Below are 16,559 nucleotides of genomic sequence, written 5' to 3' on the forward strand. Positions count from 1 at the left end.
GTGAGTTGCGGAATCGTCGTCGCCCTACCCGAAGAGCTTAGCACGCTGACCAAGCGCAAATTCGCGCCGGGCGAGTGCCATGCCATCGGTGGCGGCGTACTGCTGAGTTACTCCGGCGCCGGCCCGGCCAACGCCGAAAAAGCCGCCGCCGGGTTAATCGACCGGGGTGCGAATCGGCTAATCAGCTGGGGCTGCGCCGCGGCATTGGCTCAAGATCGGCGACCGGGGGATTTGGTCTTGCCGGAATACGTCCTCACCCAGGATCGGCATAGTTTGGCTACCGATCCGTCTTGGCGGCAACGTTTGGCAAACCTGCTGGCGGACCACCAAGCCGTCGGCTCCGGCACTTTACTGGAAAGCGGCCGGATCGTCGGGCAACACGAGGAAAAGCGGCAATTGTTCGAACAGACCGGCGCCGTCGCCCTCGACATGGAAAGCGCGGCGGTCGGCCGAACCGCCGCGAATGCCCAGTTGCCGTTTTTAGTGGTCCGCGCTATTGCCGACCCGGCCGAGATGAGCCTGCCGGAAGCAGTGGTTCATGCGCTGGACGCCGACGGCCAAGTGCAATTGGGCCGCCTGCTTGCATTTCTATTGGCCCACCCTTGGCAACTCGGCGGTTTGATCCGCTTAGGCATACATTTTCGCGCGGCGCAAACCAGCCTGAAGACCGCCGCCCGGTTCATCAACGAAATTACTCGGATTTAGCATCAGACTCCAACGCCACGCGGTGGAAAGCGGCGAACCTGTTCGACACCGGCCTGGCGTTAACCAACTACGAGGTATTACATGTCCTTTAGCATTGCCGAACTTTTTAACCAACATTTCGCGGAAAAATTCGAACTGCACGAACACTATCTGAACAACCAGATGGTGCGGGTTTTGCGGACTATCGGTTACGACCGCAATTATAAAAAAGCTATCGGCCAATACCTATACGACGAAGACGGCAACGAATACCTCGATCTATTGAGCGGTTTCGGCGTATTCGCGATGGGCCGCAACCATCCGACCATCGTCAGCGCCCTACAGGAAACGCTGACCATGGAATTGCCGAATCTGGTGCAAATGGATGTGTCGCTGTTGAGCGGCTTGCTGGCCAAGGAAATTCTGGCCACCTGCCCTGACAATCTGGAAAAGATGTTTTTCTGCAATTCCGGTACCGAAGCGGTGGAAGCGGCGATTAAATTCGCCCGCTACACCACCAAACGACCGCGAATTCTGCATTGCGAACACAGCTACCACGGCTTGACGATGGGAGCGCTGTCGTTGACCGGCGAGCATATCTTCCGCGAAGGCTTCGGCCCCTTGTTGCCGGACACCGGCTCGGTGCCGTTCAACGATCTCGAAGCCTTGGAAAAAGCGCTGAGCGGCAATGACGTCGCCGCCTTCATCGTCGAACCGATTCAAGGCAAGGGCGTCAACGTCCCCGACGACAACTACCTGCCGGAAGTCGAACGCCTATGTAAAAAATACGGCACGCTGTTCGTCGCCGACGAGATCCAGACCGGTATCGGCCGTACGGGCAAGTTCTGGGCCATCGAACACTGGGGCGTCAAGCCCGATATGATTTTGATGGCAAAAGCCCTGTCAGGCGGCTTCGTGCCGGTCGGCGGCGTGGCGATGACCAGCAAAATCATGGATACCGTGTTCAACCGGATGGACCGCGCCGTCGTGCACGGCTCGACCTTCTCCAAGAACAACATGGCGATGGCCGCCGGTCTGGCCAGCTTACACGTCGTACACTCGGAAAAGCTGGTCGAAAACAGCGCCAAAATCGGCGATGACATTATTGCTACCATCAACGCGATGGCTCCGAAATACGAATTCCTGAAAGAAGCGCGCGGCAAAGGTTCGATGATCGCAATCGAATTCCACGCCCCGAAAAGCTTAGGGCTAAAAGCCGCCTGGGCCATGCTGGAAGCGGCCAACAAAGGCCTGTTCTGCCAGATGATTCTGATTCCGCTGTTCAAGGAGCACCGGGTGTTGGCGCAAGTCGCCGGCCACGGCATGAACGTCGTCAAATTCCTACCGCCGCTGATCCTGACCGAAAAAGACCGCGACTGGATCGTCGGCTCGGTCGAGAAAACCATCGCCGACACCCATAACGTCACCGGTTCGATTTGGACGCTGGGCAAAAACCTGGCCGGACACGCTTTGAAAAACAAAAAATAAGGAGATGAGCATGCGTTTTGTACCCCGGATCTTATTGGTGTTGACCCTGGCCGCCAGCCAGACCGCCTTCGGCCACGCCGTCGTCACCCACAACTCGCTGAAACTGAAACCGGTGCCGGTCAACCAGGCCAGCCAGGTCGAGTTATCGTTCAACTCCAAAGTCGAGTTGGACTTGTCCGAAGTGTTTCTGGTCAGCGCCGGCGACGTGATGAAGCCGGTCGCCGCTTCGCCGGGCGCTAAACCCGGCCAGGTATTGTTGGATTTACCGGCTTTGGCGCCGGGCGAATACGCCATCAAATTAAAAATTTTCGCCGCAGACGGCCATCTCAGCGAAGACCTGTTGCGCTTTTTCGTCAAAGAACCCAAATAACCGGATATGGAAGGTATAGCCAATTATCTCGACTCGCTGATCGGCGGCGTCGATCTGACGTTTTACTCGATCGCCATCGGCGGTTTGCTGTGGGGCTTGTTCGTCCTGCGGCCGTGGGATGAAAATGCCAACTACAACAGCGCCTTGCTGGAAAAAACCGTCAACCTGATCCATTTCGGCAGCAAGGCGCTGGTCATTACCCAACTGTCGAAAATCGGCCTGAAAATCTGGTTAATGGCCGTGACATTGGGCAAATCGCCGTTTCCGGCGTTTTTCAATACGGTGCAGTTCAATGCCGGCTTGGCACGCGCCACATTCGCTTTTGCCTTGTTTTTATTCATCAAACAAGCGCTGAAAGCCAATCTGCGCTCGAAAACGCATTGGCTGGTCGCTACGGCCATTGTGGTCCCGCTGGTCATGGCCGCAGCCTGGTTGGTGCACGGCGCCAGCCGTCTGGAAGATCGCGGACTGCTGATGGCATTGACCGTCAGCCACCAGATCGCCGCGGCGGCCTGGGTCGGCGGCATTTTCCAAATTCTGGCGCTGTGGGGTTTGAAAAAACAAAATGCGATTGCCGAAGAACTCTGGCCGTTGCTGCTTAAGCGATTCTCGGCCCTGGGTATTGTCGCGGTCGCGTTGTTGCTGGTGACGGGTACGCCGTTGGCCTGGTACTACATCCGCACCTTCCAAGGCTTCATCGGCGCCGGCTACGGCAACCTGTTGATGGTCAAAATCATGATGATGGGCCTGGCCTTGGGTTTTGCCTGGATAAACCGGCAAGCGGTAGAAGAATATTTTGCCAGCCGCAGTCTGTATGCGTTGACGGCACGAGTCCCTTACTATATCGAAGCGGAAACGCTGATTCTGCTGACCATACTATTCACTGCAGCAAGTTTGGCCTCGCAACCGCCCTCGGTCGATATTCCGCACCTGACCGCGACTTGGGAAGAAGTGTTGAACATGTTTCATCCGCGCATTCCGCGTTGGGAATCGCCGACCCATGAAGCCTTGATTGCCGGGGAAGCCGGCCGCGTTGCCATCGTCGGCCAAGTGCCTTCGGAAGCCGCCACCGCCTGGTCGGATTACAACCATAACATCTCGGGCATCTTCCTGACCGTGATGAGCTTCTTCGCGATGCTGTCCTACTCGGAACGCTTTCACCGTTGGGCGCGTTACTGGCCGGTCGGTTTCATGGGACTCGGCATCTTCCTGTTTTTCCGTTCCGACGCCGAGAGCTGGCCGTTGGGTCCGATCGGCTTTTGGGACAGCACCTTCAACAACGGCGAAATTCTTCAACACCGCATCGCCACGTTTTTGGTTTTCATGCTGGGCTTATACGAGACCCGCGCCCGCGTCAAAGCCGATCCCGGCATCCTGCCCTATTTGTTCCCGCTGATGTCGGCCTTCGGCGGCATGATGCTGCTGGCGCACTCGCACGTAGGCTTCGAAGCTAAAACCGCGTTCCTGATTCAAGTCGGCCACACCCTGATGGGCGTGTTTGCGTTGATTCTGGCCTGCGGCCGTTGGCTGGAGCTGAAGCTGGACGCTCCCGGCAAGAATGTTGCCGGCTTTATCTCGGTTTTCGCCTTGTTCCAAATCGGCGTGATTCTGATGTTCTACCGCGAACCCCTGTACTGATATGAAACAGACTCAAGAATTTCCTCTGCTGAACACCATTGCCGGCCCGACCGACATCCGTGCTCTGAAGAAAGAGCAACTGCCGCAGTTGGCCGACGAGGTGCGTTCGTATTTGACCCACACGGTCAGTATCTCCGGCGGCCATTTCGCCGCCGGCTTGGGCACGGTGGAATTGACCGTGGCGCTGCATTATGTGTTCGATACGCCGGTAGACCAGTTGGTGTGGGATGTCGGCCATCAGGCCTATCCGCATAAGATTCTGACCGGGCGCAAGGATAGGATGACGACGATCCGCACCCTCGGTGGGGTGTCGGCGTTTCCGTCGCGCGAGGAGAGCGAGTACGACGCCTTTGGCGTCGGCCATTCGTCGACGTCGATCAGTGCGGCACTGGGTATGGCCATCGCTTCGCAGTTGCGCGGCGAGGACAAGAAGATGGTGGCGATCATCGGCGACGGTTCGATTACCGGCGGTATGGCCTTCGAGGCGATGAACCATGCCGGCGATGTCAATGCCAATCTGTTGGTGATTTTGAACGACAACGAGATGTCGATTTCGCCGCCGGTCGGGGCGATGAATAATTATCTGACCAAGATTTTATCGAGCAAGTTTTATTCGTCGGTCAAGAAGGAAAGCAAGAAGGCCTTGTCCAGCATGCCCAGCGTCTGGGAATTGGCGCGCAAGGCGGAAGAACATGTGAAAGGCATGATCGTGCCGGGCACCTTGTTCGAGGAGTTGGGCTTTAATTATTTCGGACCGATCGACGGTCACGATCTGGAGATGTTGGTATCGACGCTGGAGAATCTGAAGGATTTGACCGGGCCGGTGTTCCTGCATGTGGTGACCAAGAAGGGTAAGGGCTACGCCCCGGCCGAGAAAGATCCTTTGGCTTACCACGGCGTACCGGCCTTCGATCCGACCAAGGATTTTTTGCCCAAGGCGGCGCCGTCGCCGCATCCGACTTATACCGAGGTGTTCGGGCGTTGGCTGTGCGACATGGCGGCACAAGACGAGCGGCTGTTGGGTATTACGCCGGCGATGCGCGAAGGTTCGGGACTGGTCGAGTTTTCGCAAAAGTTTCCGAAACGTTATTTCGACGTGGCGATTGCCGAACAGCACGCGGTGACCTTGGCGGCCGGCCAGGCTTGCCAAGGCGCCAAGCCGGTGGTGGCGATTTATTCGACCTTTTTGCAACGCGGTTACGACCAGTTGATTCACGACGTGGCTTTGCAGAATCTGGATGTGCTGTTTGCGTTGGATAGAGCCGGTCTGGTCGGTCCGGACGGCCCGACCCATGCCGGGGCGTTCGATTACAGTTATATGCGCTGCATTCCGAATATGCTGGTGATGGCGCCGGCCGACGAGAACGAGTGCCGGCAGATGCTGACCACCGGTTTCAAGCATAACGGCCCGGCCTCGGTGCGCTATCCGCGCGGCAAGGGTCCCGGTGCGGCGATCGATCCTGCGTTAACCGAACTGGAAATCGGCAAGGGCGAGATTCGCCACCAGGGCGGGCGGATTGCGATTCTGGCTTGGGGCAGCATGGTCGCACCGGCCAGCGAAGCCGGCAAGCAACTGGGCGCCACCGTCGCCAACATGCGTTTCGTCAAACCGATCGATGAAGACTTGATCCTGCAATTGGCCAAGACCCACGACGTGTTCGTCACGGTCGAGGAAAACGTGTTGGCCGGCGGCGTCGGCAGTGCGGTATTGCAATTCTTGCAACAACAGAAGATTCTGATGCCGGTGTTGAATATCGGCCTGCCCGACCGCTTCGTCGAGCAAGGTTCTCGCGAGGAACTGCTCAGCTTGGTCGCACTCGATGCCAAGGGCATAATGCAACAGATTGAAGCGTTCTGCGCATAGGCCAGATCTTTCTGGCAGGTTATTTTTAATTCTTGTATCAGCCCTCCACGACGGAGGCAGCAGAGATCGTAACTGACGATAGTTAAGGCCACTGAGTTATGTTAGAAATCAGCATCATTCCGGCGTTAACCGACAACTATATTTACCTGCTGCACGAACCCGATAGCGGGCTGACCGCGGTGGTCGACCCGGCTGCGGCAGCGCCGGTTATAGCCGCCTTGCAACGGTGCGGTTTTGGATTGAACTACATTTTCAACACCCACCACCACAGCGATCATATCGGCGCCAATCTCGAACTCAAAGCCGCGACCGGCTGTAAAATCGTCGGCGCCAAGGCCGACCGCAGCAGAATTCCGGGTATTGACATCGCGCTTGGCGACGGAGACCGGATAGCACTCGGCGCAGAAGAACTGGTGGCCACGGATACGCCGGGCCACACCGTCGGCCATATCGTCTACTACAGTGCCGGCAGTAGCGCCTTGTTTTGCGGCGATACTTTGTTTTCGTTGGGCTGCGGCCGCCTATTCGAAGGCAGCACCGAACAGATGTGGCATTCGCTGCAAAAACTGAAGACACTCCCGGCCGCCACCAAGGTCTACTGCGCGCACGAATATACCGAAGCCAACGCCCGCTTCGCGCTGACGCTGGAACCCGGCAATCCGCTATTGCAGCAGCGTTACGCCGACGTCTGCCAACTCCGGCGCAGCAACGCTCCCACCCTGCCCACCACTATCGGCCAGGAATTGGCGACCAATCCTTTTTTCCGCGAGCACAGCCCGGAAATCCGGCAAAACCTGGCCTTGGCCGAGGCGTCGCCGTTGGCCGTGTTTGCCGCGATACGCAAACTTAAGGATGGGTTCCGCTAAAGCCGATACCAGGTGATACCGGCTAAGTCTGCTAAACTGAACGGCGCTTTCCACCGTTAATTGACCGCTCGATGAAGATGCCTGAGTCGCTGAGTATTGTCCTGCCCGCCAAAAATGAAGCGGCAAACCTGCCGGTTTTTCTGCCGAAATTACTGGAGTTGTATCCGCAAGCCGAAATTTTACTGGTCGACGACGGCTCCAGCGACGATACCGCCGCCATTGCCGGCAACGCCGGCGTCAGGGTCGTTCGCCACCCGTATTGCATGGGTAACGGCGCCTCGATCAAGACCGGGGCCAGACAAGCCAAAGGCGAAATTCTGGTGTTCATGGACGCCGACGGCCAGCACGACCCGCAAGACATCGCCCAGTTATTGGCAAAATTACACGAAGGCTACGATATGGCGGTCGGCGCCAGAAATGCGCGTAGCCACGCTTCGTGGTTCAGGCGCATTGCCAACAAGTTTTACAACAAACTGGCGTCGTTGATGACCGGCCATCGAATCGAAGACTTGACCTCCGGCTTCCGTGCTGCGCGCGCCGACAAATTCCGCAAATTTCTTTACCTGCTGCCCAACGGATTTTCCTATCCGACCACCAGTACCATGGCCTTTTTCCGTTCCGGATTTCCGGTGGCCTACGTCCCGATCCACGCCGGGAAACGCAGCGGCAAGAGCCACATCCGCCTGCTGCAAGACGGCTTGCGCTTCTTTATCATTATTCTGCGCATCGGCGTACTATTTTCGCCGATGCGGCTGTTTCTGCCGATCAGCGCCTCGATTTTTAGCCTCGGCATGGGATATTACGCCTACACCTATCTGACCGAAGCCCGCTTCACCAATATGAGCGCCGTACTATTCCTTTCCGCCATCGTGACGTTCCTGATCGGCATCGTCTCGGAACAAATCTCGTCGCTGCATTACAAAAACATCGAATAGCCGGATCAAGCCTTTTCGCAACTGAAAATGGCAAACTTGGCATTAGCCGCCAGTTGCCGGCAGCGGCCGAACAGTTTTTTCAGCGTGATATGGTAATTCAGATGGCGGTTACCGATCACTCGCAACTCGCCGCCGGGCCGTAACACCGCATGCGCCTGTTGGAACATGCGCCAGGCAATATGATCGCCGATCGCGTGTTGTTGATGAAACGGCGGATTGCAGACAATGCAGTCGGCACTGGCCGGCGCAAAGCCGGTTAGACAATCGCCGACCACGAACTTAGCCTGCGCCGAATCCCCGAACCGGCTGCGAAAATTTTCCGTTGCCGATGCGATTGCCATGAACGATTCGTCGACAAACACGATATTCGCGTCCGGATTCAGTTCGGCGAGGCGTAACCCGATCACGCCGTTGCCGCACCCCAAATCGATAAAATCCCGATATAAAGCCGATTCCGGTAAATGTTGCAATAGAAAGCGGGCGCCGATATCCAGGCTTTCCCGAGAAAACACATTGGCATGATTGCAAATCGGCGGCTGTTCCGCCGTCAAGCGGTAATACGTAGGGTATGGATTCGGCGGCAGCCGGATGTTGGGATCGAAACCGGCGAAAATCAGCCGGGCCTTTTTTCTGGCCAGCGACGGCACGGTCGGGCCGACCAGCCGCTCCAGCAGTTTCCAGGCATTGGCCGGCAAGGTTTTGACCATGCCCGCCGCAACGATGCGGCAATCCGGCTGCAGCAAGGGCCGAAGCCGGTGTAATTGGTATTCCAGCAAAGCCAAAGTCTTCGGAACCTTGATAAGCAACCGATCGATCGGAGCCGACGGCAACGACAAACTGTCCAACAGCAGCACCCGGTCGGCTGCTACCGCGTTCGCGGCCAAATTTTCGCGCGTCGCCTGCTGCGACAACCAGGAGTCGGAAATGGCCGTCGGCCGAAATTCGCTCAACGCCACTGCCAGCGCCCCGAAGCTATCGTTGAGGATGGCGATATTCTTACCGGCAAGCGCTTCCTGCTCGGCCAGATGATGCAGCAAATAGTCGTCGGCCGCATCCCAGGCCTGCAACAACTCGTTTTTTCGGTGGGGTTGGCGCGTTAGTCGAAAACGGCCCTGCGGGACGCTGAATTCCTGTTCCATCGCTGGTTAAGTCCGGAAAATGGGAGATGTAGAGCTACGACCGAAGTCAGCGACAAATTGTCACGCGGCAAATTGCCACATTTTCAACGTTAGAATGCTTCAGTACACTGACAGCAACTCTTGTATGCGTCCTTCGGGAAATGAGAGTTATACCCCACCTCTTTGTGCGGTAGCGCCGGTTCCGGCACTACCGCATTTTTTTAGGCGGCCAAATTGCGGCGGCCGGCATCGAGTCCGAACAGCCGATAAAAATTTTCGCTGGATTGCGCCGCCACCGCTTCGACCGAGCTGCCGCGCAATTCGGCAATATGCTCGGCGACATGGCGCACGTAAATCGGGTAGTTGGGTTTGCCGCGGTAAGGCACCGGAGCCAAATAAGGCGAATCGGTTTCGATCAGAAAGCGGTCGGCGGGGATTCTCCGCGCCACGTCCTTAATCGCTTCGGCGTTTTTGAAGGTGACGATCCCGGAGAACGAGACGTAAAAATTCAAATCGATCGCCCGTTGCGCGTAGGCCCAATCCTCGGTAAAGCAGTGAATCACGCCGCCTACCGTATCGGCGCCTTCCGCCTGCAACACATCCAAAGCATCCTGCCCGGCATCCCGAGTATGAATGATCAAGGGCTTGTGCAACTGCTTGGCCACGGCGATATGGTTGCGGAAACGCTGAAACTGCCATTCCAGATCGCCTTGGCTATGAAAATAATCCAAGCCGGTTTCGCCGATGGCAATGACCTTGGCGTTCGCCGCCAATTCCAGCAATTCGTCGAGAGTCGGTTCGCGGCCGTCGCTGACATTCGGATGCACGCCCACCGACAACGAGATGTCCGGATAAGGCGCCGTTTGCGCCAGCATCGCCGGGTAGGATTCCATATCGATGGCAATGCACAGCATGTGCTCGACGCCAGCGGCCCGGGCCGCACCGACAAAAACGTTGAAATCGTTGGCATAAGGTGCCAAATCGATGCGATCGAGATGGCAATGGGAATCTATGAACATGAAGCTTGGGAAACGGTAGCGCCGAGCGGAATGTGCCCGGTACGGGTTACATGGTATGGGTGGAGCGGTCCGACTCCAGCGCGCCGGCCAGATAGGTTTCGATTTTATTGCGCGCCGCCCCGCCGTCCTGATCGCTGAACTGCACGCCGATACCCGCAGAGCGGTAACCTTCGGCGCCGTTCGGCGTTTTCCAGATAATTTTTCCGGCAATCGGTAAGCGTTCGGTCTCTTCCATCAAATTCAACAACATGAACACTTCCTCGCCCATTTCGTACTCGCGTTTGGTCGGAATGAACAGACCGCCGTTTTTGACGAACGGCATGTAGGCCGCGTAAAGCGCGTTTTTGTCCTTGATCGAAAGAGACAGGATGCCCTGCCGAGGAGCTGCTTCCGCCATAATGTCAGTGTGCGTTGAGTTGAGACCAGTCGATTAACAGTTGTTCTAGCATCAGTTGCTGATTCAGTTGCGTGGCCAACTGCGCTTTCGCGGTTAACACGCGGTCGTAGAATCGGTAAACTCCGGGCAATTCTAGCCGCTCGGCAAAGCCTTGCAAGCTGTTTTTCAGATCGGGATTGGCCAAATGCGCCGAATCGGCCCGATGCCGGCATTTGACGATATCGGCCAGCCAACCGGCCATCCAGGCCAACACCACCCCTAAATCGAGATGTTCCTGTTTCTGCCAGCGCTCGGCGACGGCCAACCAGTCGGCCTTGCCCTCGGCAATTTGCAGCCAAGCCCGAAAATATTCTTGCCGCAGCGGGACTATCCCGGTTTCGGCGTATCGTTTGGCCAATAGCGGCGCGCCCCCGGCCAAATCCAGCAGCAACTCGGCCTGTTCTCGCACGCCTGCGCCGCTCAACCACTGTAAGGCTGCGTTACGTTCCGGTACTTCGCAGACGATCTTCTGGCAGCGGCTGCGTATCGTCGCCGGCAGGCGGGCCGGTTGTTCGCTGATCAACAGCAGACAAGTCCGCTCGCCAGGCTCTTCCAGGCATTTCAGAAACGCATTCGCGGATGCGGTGTTCATTGCATCGGCCGGTTGGAAAATTGCAACCCGGTAAGCATGGTATTGCGGCTTCAACGCCAGTTTGACGATCAACTGCCTGACTTTATCGATGCCGATGGTCTTGCCGGGTTCGTCCGGCTCGACCGCGATCAAGTCGGGATGGGTAGCGGCGTCGCATAATTTGCAAGCGGAGCAAACCCCGCAGGCATTACCGCCGTCTTGCGGGGCATGGCAGAGTATGGCGCGGGCGTAATATTCGGCCAGATGGCGGCGACCCTGGCCGGCCGGCCCGGAAAATAACAGGGCTTGCGGAACTCTGTTTTGTTGAATGTAGCTCCGCAGCCGCTGCCAATGTTGCTGTTGCCACGGATAAAGCGTCAGTTCGCCCATAGCGTTTCCAACTCGGCCAGCAGACGCGCCTGAACTTGCGGCAACGGCAGCGCGGCGTCGATGACTTTGTAACGCGCGGGGTCGCCGGCGGCGCGGTGTAAATAGCTTTGCCGAATGCGTTCGAAAAAACCCAGTTGTTCGGTTTCGAAACGGTCCAATTCGCCGCGGCATTTGGCCCGCTGCAAACCGGTCGCGACCGGTGCATCAAGGACGAAGGTCAAATCCGGGCGCAGCCCGCCTTGCACCGTCCGCTCCAGCCAGCCTATCGTAGCCAGGTCCATATTGCGCCCGGCACCTTGGTAGGCGTAGGTCGCATCGGTGAATCGATCGCAAACCACCCATTCTCCGCGCAGCAACGCCGGCTCGATCACGTGGCGGATATGTTGGGCCCGCGCTGCGAATACCAGCAACAGTTCGGCCTGTTCGCTCAACGCTTCGTCGCTCCGTTCCAACAGAATGGCGCGGATTTTCTCGGCAATCGGCGTACCGCCCGGTTCGCGGGTAACCAGCAGCGGAATATCGCGTTCGGCCAAACATTGGCGGATGAATTGCAAATTAGTGGATTTGCCGACGCCTTCGCCGCCTTCCAATGTAATGAACCGGCCCGGCTTCATCGCTGGTAACGGTCCACGTATTTCTCGTGCTCGGCCAGGGTTGCCGAGAAGGCGTGACGGCCGTTGCCGCGGGCGACGAAAAACAGCGCATCGCCGTCGTCCGGATGCAAAGCGGCGGCGATAGACTGTTTGCCGGGCATCGCGATCGGCGTCGGCGGCAGGCCTTCGATCACGTAAGTGTTGTAAGGCGTCGGCTCGCGCAAATCTTTGTGGCGAATGTCGCCGTGGTAATCGTCGCCCATGCCGTAAATCACAGTCGGATCGGTTTGCAACAGCATGCCCTTCTTCAAACGGCGGGCGAACACGCCGGCTATTTGCCGGCGTTCTTCGCCGGCACCGGTTTCTTTCTCGACAATCGACGCCAGAATCAGCGCCTGGTAAGGGTCGTCCAACGGCACGTTCTGGTCGCGCTTGCGCCATTCCTCGCGCAGCACGGCCTGCATCCGGTCATGCGCGCGTTTCAGCAAATCCACGTCCGAGGTATTTTTTTCGAAAAAATAGGTATCGGGAAAGAACAGGCCTTCCGGGTGGTTCTTGTCGGAACCGATCTTCGCCATCAAGTCTTTCAGCTCGCTGTCGCTCAGCGTGTGTTGCAAATTCGGGTTTTCCTTGATGGCCTGGAACATCTGCTTGAACGTCCATCCTTCCGGAAAGGTAATCGAATATTGGCGGGTACGGCCTTCGGTAAGCTGTTGCAGCACGTCGGCGGCGGTGGCGCCCTTGGCCAGCACGTATTCGCCGACCTTCAAGGTGCGGTCCAGATGCTTGCGGTAGGCGAACAGCTTGAACCAAAACCGGTTTACCATAACCCGCTGGTTACGCAGGGTTTTGATTACCGTTTCCAGCGTATCGCCCTTTTTGATTTCGATGACGGTTTCGCCGATCACAATCGGTTTTTTCTCGATGATGTGGTAATGCATGCCGGCCCAAATCGACAGCAGACCGAAGACCATCAGCAAGGTGAAGGCGACTATGCTGCGAAACACGGCTGTGCCTCGGCCATTCGGGCCTGATTCAACAAGCTCTGCAGGCGCCGGGTTAACGGCCCCACTTCCAGTACGCGCTGTTCCAGGCGTCTGACCGGCCAAATGCCGATCACCGAATTGGTTACGAACAACTCGTCGGTGGCCAGTACCTCGACTTGATCGAGCGGAATTTCATGGACCGGCAGGCCGATATCGCGGGCAAAACCGATCACCAGTTCGCGGATAATCCCGGCTACGCCGCAGCCGGCCAGGCTCGGCGTATACAACTGGCCGGCTTTGACGGCAAACAGGTTGCTCATCACGCCCTCGACCACGCGTTCCTCGGTATCCAGCATCAAGCCCTCCTGAATATCGTCGTCGCGCCATTCGGCTCTGGCCAAAATTTGTTCCAGCCGATTCAAATGCTTGATCCCGGCCAGAGCGGAATTGACCGACAAGCGCTGCCAACAGAAACGGGCGCGAATACCTTGGGTTTGGAAATTCTCGGGATAGTCCGGGTAAGGATGCAGGCCAAGCAGCCTGGTCGGTTGAATTGGCTCGGGCTGGCGATAGCCCCGGCCGCCGCTGCCGCGGGTAACGATTATTTTCAGCACGCCGCGGTCGGACTCAAGCGCCAGTTGCCTAGCCTCTGCCGCCAACAGCTCGGACGGCGGCATCGGAATCAGTAAACGCCGGCAGCCGTGGGCCAAGCGTTTCAGGTGGCGATCAAGAAATAGCGGCCGCCCATTCAGAACTTCGATAGTTTCGAATAGGCCGTCGCCGTATTGAAAGCCGCGATCGGCAACGTCGACATAATGTCCGGGTTCGCCATTCAATAAAAACATAGCCGGACACTGTCGGATCGGGCCGCTTTATTCGAAGCGCTTGAAAACCAGCGAGCCGTTGGTGCCGCCGAATCCGAAGGAGTTGGAAATCGCCACGTCGATTTTCATGTTTCTGGCAGTGTTGGGCACGTAGTCCAGATCGCAATCGGGATCCTGATTTTCCAGATTGATGGTCGGCGGCGCGATCTGGTGCTTGATCGCCAAGGCCGTCAACACCGCTTCGATACCGCCGGCGGCGCCCAACAGGTGGCCGATCATCGATTTGGTGGAACTGACCGCCACTTTATAGGCGTGATCGCCCAGCGCCTTCTTCATGGCATGGGTTTCGCCGACATCGCCGGCCGGGGTCGACGTGCCGTGAGCATTGATGTAGTCGACCTGCTCCGGGGTGATTTTGGCGTCGCGCATCGCATTACACATACAACGCGCCGCGCCTTCGCCGCCTTCCGACGGCGAGGTGATGTGGTAGGCGTCGCCGCTCATGCCGTAACCGACCAACTCGGCGTAAATCCTGGCGCCGCGGGCCTTGGCATGTTCCAGCTCTTCCAGCACGATAACGCCGGCGCCGTCGCTGAGGACGAAGCCGTCGCGGTCGCGGTCCCAGGGCCGGCTGGCGCGTTGCGGATCGTCGTTACGCCGCGACAAGGCTTTTGCCGAGGCAAATCCGCCCATCGCGGTCGGCGAAGTCGTGCAGCGCTCGGCGCCGCCGGCGACCATCACGTCGGCATCGCCGTATTTGATCAGCCTGGCGGCGTCGCCGATGTTGTGGGTACCGGTCGAACAGGCAGTGACGATTGCGAAATTCGGCCCTTTCATACCGTATTTGATCGACAGGTTGCCGGAGATCATGTTGATGATGTTGCCGGGTACGAAGAACGGCGAAATCCGGCGCGGGCCGCCCGCCACGTATGTCGCGTAGCACTCTTCGATACCGGTGATGCCGCCGATGCCGGCACCGATAGCGATGCCGATGCGCTCGGCGTTTTCTTCGGTAACGACGATGCCGGAGTCCTCGATCGCCTGGCAGCCGGCGGCGATGCCGTAGTGGACGAAACCGTCCATCCGCTTGGCATCCTTCTCCGGGATGTAGTCGCCGATATTGAAGTTTCTGATCACGCCACCAAAAGTCGTTGCGAAAGGCGAAATATCAAAGGAATCGATCGGGCCGATGCCGCTTCTGCCATTGACAATACCGTCCCAGGTATCCGCAACATTGTTGGCTAACGGCGTAACAGCGCCTAAGCCCGTAATTACAACTCGACGTGTGCTCACAGTAAACTACCGGTAAATAAAGAAGACGACCAGAGAAGGGGATATATCGGCTAGTGGATGGCATCATCCACTAGCGTTTGGAAACAACGTGCTGTTATTGCAGATTGGCGTTGATGTAATCGATAGCCAATTGGACGGTGGTGATTTTTTCGGCTTCTTCGTCCGGAATTTCGCATTCGAATTCTTCTTCCAAAGCCATGACGAGTTCAACTGTGTCTAAAGAATCAGCACCAAGATCGTCGACAAAAGACGCATCGTTTGCGATTTCTTCCTTTACGCCTAATTGTTCCGCGACAATCTTTTTTACTCGTTCTTCGATATTACTCATATGTTTTTCCTCGAACAATGCAAATGCCCGATTGCAAGCACTTACCTTATCTTTAGTGTTGTATTAATTGAATTTGCTATCTCGTCACTGGCCTAGCCTAACGACTTCGCGGATTATACTTGATGTTCCAAAAATTTCACAACATTAGGCCGGCCCGCGCCGCTAAGCGGCCTTACCGCGCAAATTTCTCAGAATCTCTTCCAAAGGCACCAAATTCAGCTTGATCCGGTACAAAATCGTGCCGTCTTCCAACAAACCGAAGCACTCGTAAGTGCGCAGCATGATACTGGTTTGGTTCAGCGTATTGTCTTTCGATTCCGGCAATTGCTTGACCAGGATATGCAGTTTGTCGTTATTTTTGACCCTGGCCAAATGCACTCGGTCCACCGAAATATCGTGCGAGGTGTATACCATCGGATTGCGCTTGAAATCGTGGTTCTCCAACTGCGCTTTCTCCAGCAAGGCTCCGGAGGTCAGGCTGCACGGATACACCTCCGGATAATGCGCGACATGGGTCAATTCGTCGAAATAATCCGATTGCTCGGCGAACGATCCGGACAGAAAATTTTTGACGTTGCCGTTGTTCATCCATTTCCGCTTCAGAAAGAAATCGGTGCCCGGCACTACGGTTTTATCGGCGATGCCGTTCAAATCCGGCAAGCCGCCCAAATCGACATCGGCCAAAAACAGCGGCGACTTGGTCTCCTTCTTGTAACCCAGCAGAATGGTCTTGCCTTGCGATTTCATCGCCACCCGGTTGGTCAAGGTCAACTCCGGTATGGTATTGATCAAAGTCTTCTTGATGTTCAACGCCATTTCCTGACGCGGCCGTAGCGCGTTGACAAAGGTAATCTGGTAATTGCTGAACCGCAGTTGCTTCTCGGCAATGATTTGGTCTTCGTACTGCGCCTCGCGGTACAGGCGCATCTGGTACTCGATCAGCGTATTCAACTGGAAACCCAGCACGATCGGGCCTTTGAACGGGTTATGGGTAATCTGCAACCATTTATGCTTGTCGTGAAACAGGTTGAAATCGTCTGAGGCGTTGCGGGCGACTTCTATATGGATTTGTTCGAAGGTAAACGACTGTTGCGTCATCGGTTGATCATCCTTATGGCCAAGCTCGGCATTGTAGGCCGAATCGGGCTGATCGAAC

The 16,559-nt window shown here is 56.9% G+C and carries 17 protein-coding genes; 7 read left to right on the top strand and 10 right to left on the bottom strand.

Annotated elements, in window-relative coordinates; genetic code table 11:
- The 7 genes from MKFW12EY_RS15700 to MKFW12EY_RS15730 all read left to right on the top strand — a co-directional run bounded on the left by MKFW12EY_RS15700 (position 1) and on the right by MKFW12EY_RS15730 (position 7,845).
- The gene (locus tag MKFW12EY_RS15700; RefSeq protein WP_054763207.1) at positions 1–705 is read left to right on the top strand and encodes a phosphorylase family protein; all 705 of its coding nucleotides are present in this window, start codon (positions 1–3) and stop codon (positions 703–705) included.
- A gap of 81 nt (positions 706–786) precedes the next feature.
- The gene (locus MKFW12EY_RS15705) at positions 787–2,172 is read left to right on the top strand and encodes an aspartate aminotransferase family protein (RefSeq protein WP_054763206.1); all 1,386 of its coding nucleotides are present in this window, start codon (positions 787–789) and stop codon (positions 2,170–2,172) included.
- Between the two features lie 10 nt (positions 2,173–2,182).
- Positions 2,183–2,542 (top strand): copper resistance CopC family protein, encoded by a 360-nt coding sequence (locus MKFW12EY_RS15710; protein WP_054763212.1) that lies wholly within the window; start codon positions 2,183–2,185, stop codon positions 2,540–2,542.
- A gap of 6 nt (positions 2,543–2,548) precedes the next feature.
- Complete coding sequence (locus MKFW12EY_RS15715; RefSeq protein WP_054763205.1) at positions 2,549–4,180, top strand: copper resistance D family protein; 1,632 nt, start codon at positions 2,549–2,551, stop codon at positions 4,178–4,180.
- Between the two features lies 1 nt (position 4,181).
- Positions 4,182–6,044, top strand: a complete 1,863-nt coding sequence (gene dxs / locus MKFW12EY_RS15720) for a 1-deoxy-D-xylulose-5-phosphate synthase (RefSeq protein ID WP_221053341.1) — start codon at positions 4,182–4,184, stop codon at positions 6,042–6,044.
- Positions 6,045–6,142: 98 nt separating this feature from the next.
- Complete coding sequence (gene gloB, locus MKFW12EY_RS15725; protein WP_054763062.1) at positions 6,143–6,910, top strand: hydroxyacylglutathione hydrolase; 768 nt, start codon at positions 6,143–6,145, stop codon at positions 6,908–6,910.
- A 77-nt stretch (positions 6,911–6,987) separates the two neighbouring features.
- Entirely contained in the window at positions 6,988–7,845 is an 858-nt protein-coding gene (locus tag MKFW12EY_RS15730) for a glycosyltransferase family 2 protein (protein WP_172680340.1), read from the top strand.
- Positions 7,846–7,850: 5 nt separating this feature from the next.
- On the opposite strand, the gene MKFW12EY_RS15735 is transcribed toward MKFW12EY_RS15730, so the two are convergent.
- From MKFW12EY_RS15735 to MKFW12EY_RS15780, 10 genes are all read right to left on the bottom strand, one after another.
- Complete coding sequence (locus MKFW12EY_RS15735) at positions 7,851–8,984, bottom strand: methyltransferase (protein WP_054763060.1); 1,134 nt, start codon at positions 8,982–8,984, stop codon at positions 7,851–7,853.
- 200 nt (positions 8,985–9,184) lie between these two features.
- The gene (locus MKFW12EY_RS15740; protein WP_221053342.1) at positions 9,185–9,982 is read right to left on the bottom strand and encodes a TatD family hydrolase; all 798 of its coding nucleotides are present in this window, start codon (positions 9,980–9,982) and stop codon (positions 9,185–9,187) included.
- 46 nt (positions 9,983–10,028) lie between these two features.
- On the bottom strand, positions 10,029–10,379 hold the full coding sequence (locus tag MKFW12EY_RS15745; protein ID WP_054763059.1) for a PilZ domain-containing protein: 351 nt from the start codon (positions 10,377–10,379) through the stop codon (positions 10,029–10,031).
- A gap of 4 nt (positions 10,380–10,383) precedes the next feature.
- Positions 10,384–11,379, bottom strand: a complete 996-nt coding sequence (locus tag MKFW12EY_RS15750; RefSeq protein WP_054763058.1) for a DNA polymerase III subunit delta' — start codon at positions 11,377–11,379, stop codon at positions 10,384–10,386.
- A complete protein-coding gene (gene tmk, locus MKFW12EY_RS15755; RefSeq protein WP_054763057.1) occupies positions 11,367–11,993 on the bottom strand; it encodes a dTMP kinase in 627 nt (208 codons plus the stop codon). The genes MKFW12EY_RS15750 and tmk overlap by 13 nt, the downstream gene beginning before the upstream one ends.
- A complete protein-coding gene (mltG, locus tag MKFW12EY_RS15760; RefSeq protein WP_231879557.1) occupies positions 11,990–12,979 on the bottom strand; it encodes an endolytic transglycosylase MltG in 990 nt (329 codons plus the stop codon). The genes tmk and mltG overlap by 4 nt, the downstream gene beginning before the upstream one ends.
- Entirely contained in the window at positions 12,964–13,803 is an 840-nt protein-coding gene (pabC, locus tag MKFW12EY_RS15765) for an aminodeoxychorismate lyase (protein WP_054763056.1), read from the bottom strand. The genes mltG and pabC overlap by 16 nt, the downstream gene beginning before the upstream one ends.
- A 27-nt stretch (positions 13,804–13,830) precedes the next feature.
- Positions 13,831–15,075, bottom strand: coding sequence for a beta-ketoacyl-ACP synthase II (gene fabF / locus MKFW12EY_RS15770; protein WP_221053343.1), 1,245 nt, complete (start codon positions 15,073–15,075; stop codon positions 13,831–13,833).
- 94 nt (positions 15,076–15,169) lie between these two features.
- A complete protein-coding gene (acpP, locus tag MKFW12EY_RS15775) occupies positions 15,170–15,403 on the bottom strand; it encodes an acyl carrier protein (RefSeq protein WP_013820083.1) in 234 nt (77 codons plus the stop codon).
- A 162-nt stretch (positions 15,404–15,565) separates the two neighbouring features.
- Complete coding sequence (locus MKFW12EY_RS15780; RefSeq protein ID WP_054763063.1) at positions 15,566–16,501, bottom strand: hypothetical protein; 936 nt, start codon at positions 16,499–16,501, stop codon at positions 15,566–15,568.
- Positions 16,502–16,559 lie beyond the last annotated feature (58 nt).

The sequence above is a fragment of the Methylomonas koyamae genome, from assembly GCF_019669905.1.
Lineage (GTDB): Bacteria > Pseudomonadota > Gammaproteobacteria > Methylococcales > Methylomonadaceae > Methylomonas > Methylomonas koyamae.

Coding starts and splice junctions, on each gene's coding strand:
- MKFW12EY_RS15705 (WP_054763206.1), top strand. CDS start 787: ATGTCCTTTAGCATTGCCGAACTTTTTAACCAACATTTCGCGGAAAAA.
- MKFW12EY_RS15710 (WP_054763212.1), top strand. CDS start 2,183: ATGCGTTTTGTACCCCGGATCTTATTGGTGTTGACCCTGGCCGCCAGC.
- MKFW12EY_RS15715 (WP_054763205.1), top strand. CDS start 2,549: ATGGAAGGTATAGCCAATTATCTCGACTCGCTGATCGGCGGCGTCGAT.
- dxs (WP_221053341.1), top strand. CDS start 4,182: ATGAAACAGACTCAAGAATTTCCTCTGCTGAACACCATTGCCGGCCCG.
- gloB (WP_054763062.1), top strand. CDS start 6,143: ATGTTAGAAATCAGCATCATTCCGGCGTTAACCGACAACTATATTTAC.
- MKFW12EY_RS15730 (WP_172680340.1), top strand. CDS start 6,988: ATGCCTGAGTCGCTGAGTATTGTCCTGCCCGCCAAAAATGAAGCGGCA.
- MKFW12EY_RS15735 (WP_054763060.1), bottom strand. CDS start 8,984: ATGGAACAGGAATTCAGCGTCCCGCAGGGCCGTTTTCGACTAACGCGC.
- MKFW12EY_RS15740 (WP_221053342.1), bottom strand. CDS start 9,982: ATGTTCATAGATTCCCATTGCCATCTCGATCGCATCGATTTGGCACCT.
- MKFW12EY_RS15745 (WP_054763059.1), bottom strand. CDS start 10,379: ATGGCGGAAGCAGCTCCTCGGCAGGGCATCCTGTCTCTTTCGATCAAG.
- MKFW12EY_RS15750 (WP_054763058.1), bottom strand. CDS start 11,379: ATGGGCGAACTGACGCTTTATCCGTGGCAACAGCAACATTGGCAGCGG.
- tmk (WP_054763057.1), bottom strand. CDS start 11,993: ATGAAGCCGGGCCGGTTCATTACATTGGAAGGCGGCGAAGGCGTCGGC.
- pabC (WP_054763056.1), bottom strand. CDS start 13,803: ATGTTTTTATTGAATGGCGAACCCGGACATTATGTCGACGTTGCCGAT.
- acpP (WP_013820083.1), bottom strand. CDS start 15,403: ATGAGTAATATCGAAGAACGAGTAAAAAAGATTGTCGCGGAACAATTA.
- MKFW12EY_RS15780 (WP_054763063.1), bottom strand. CDS start 16,501: ATGACGCAACAGTCGTTTACCTTCGAACAAATCCATATAGAAGTCGCC.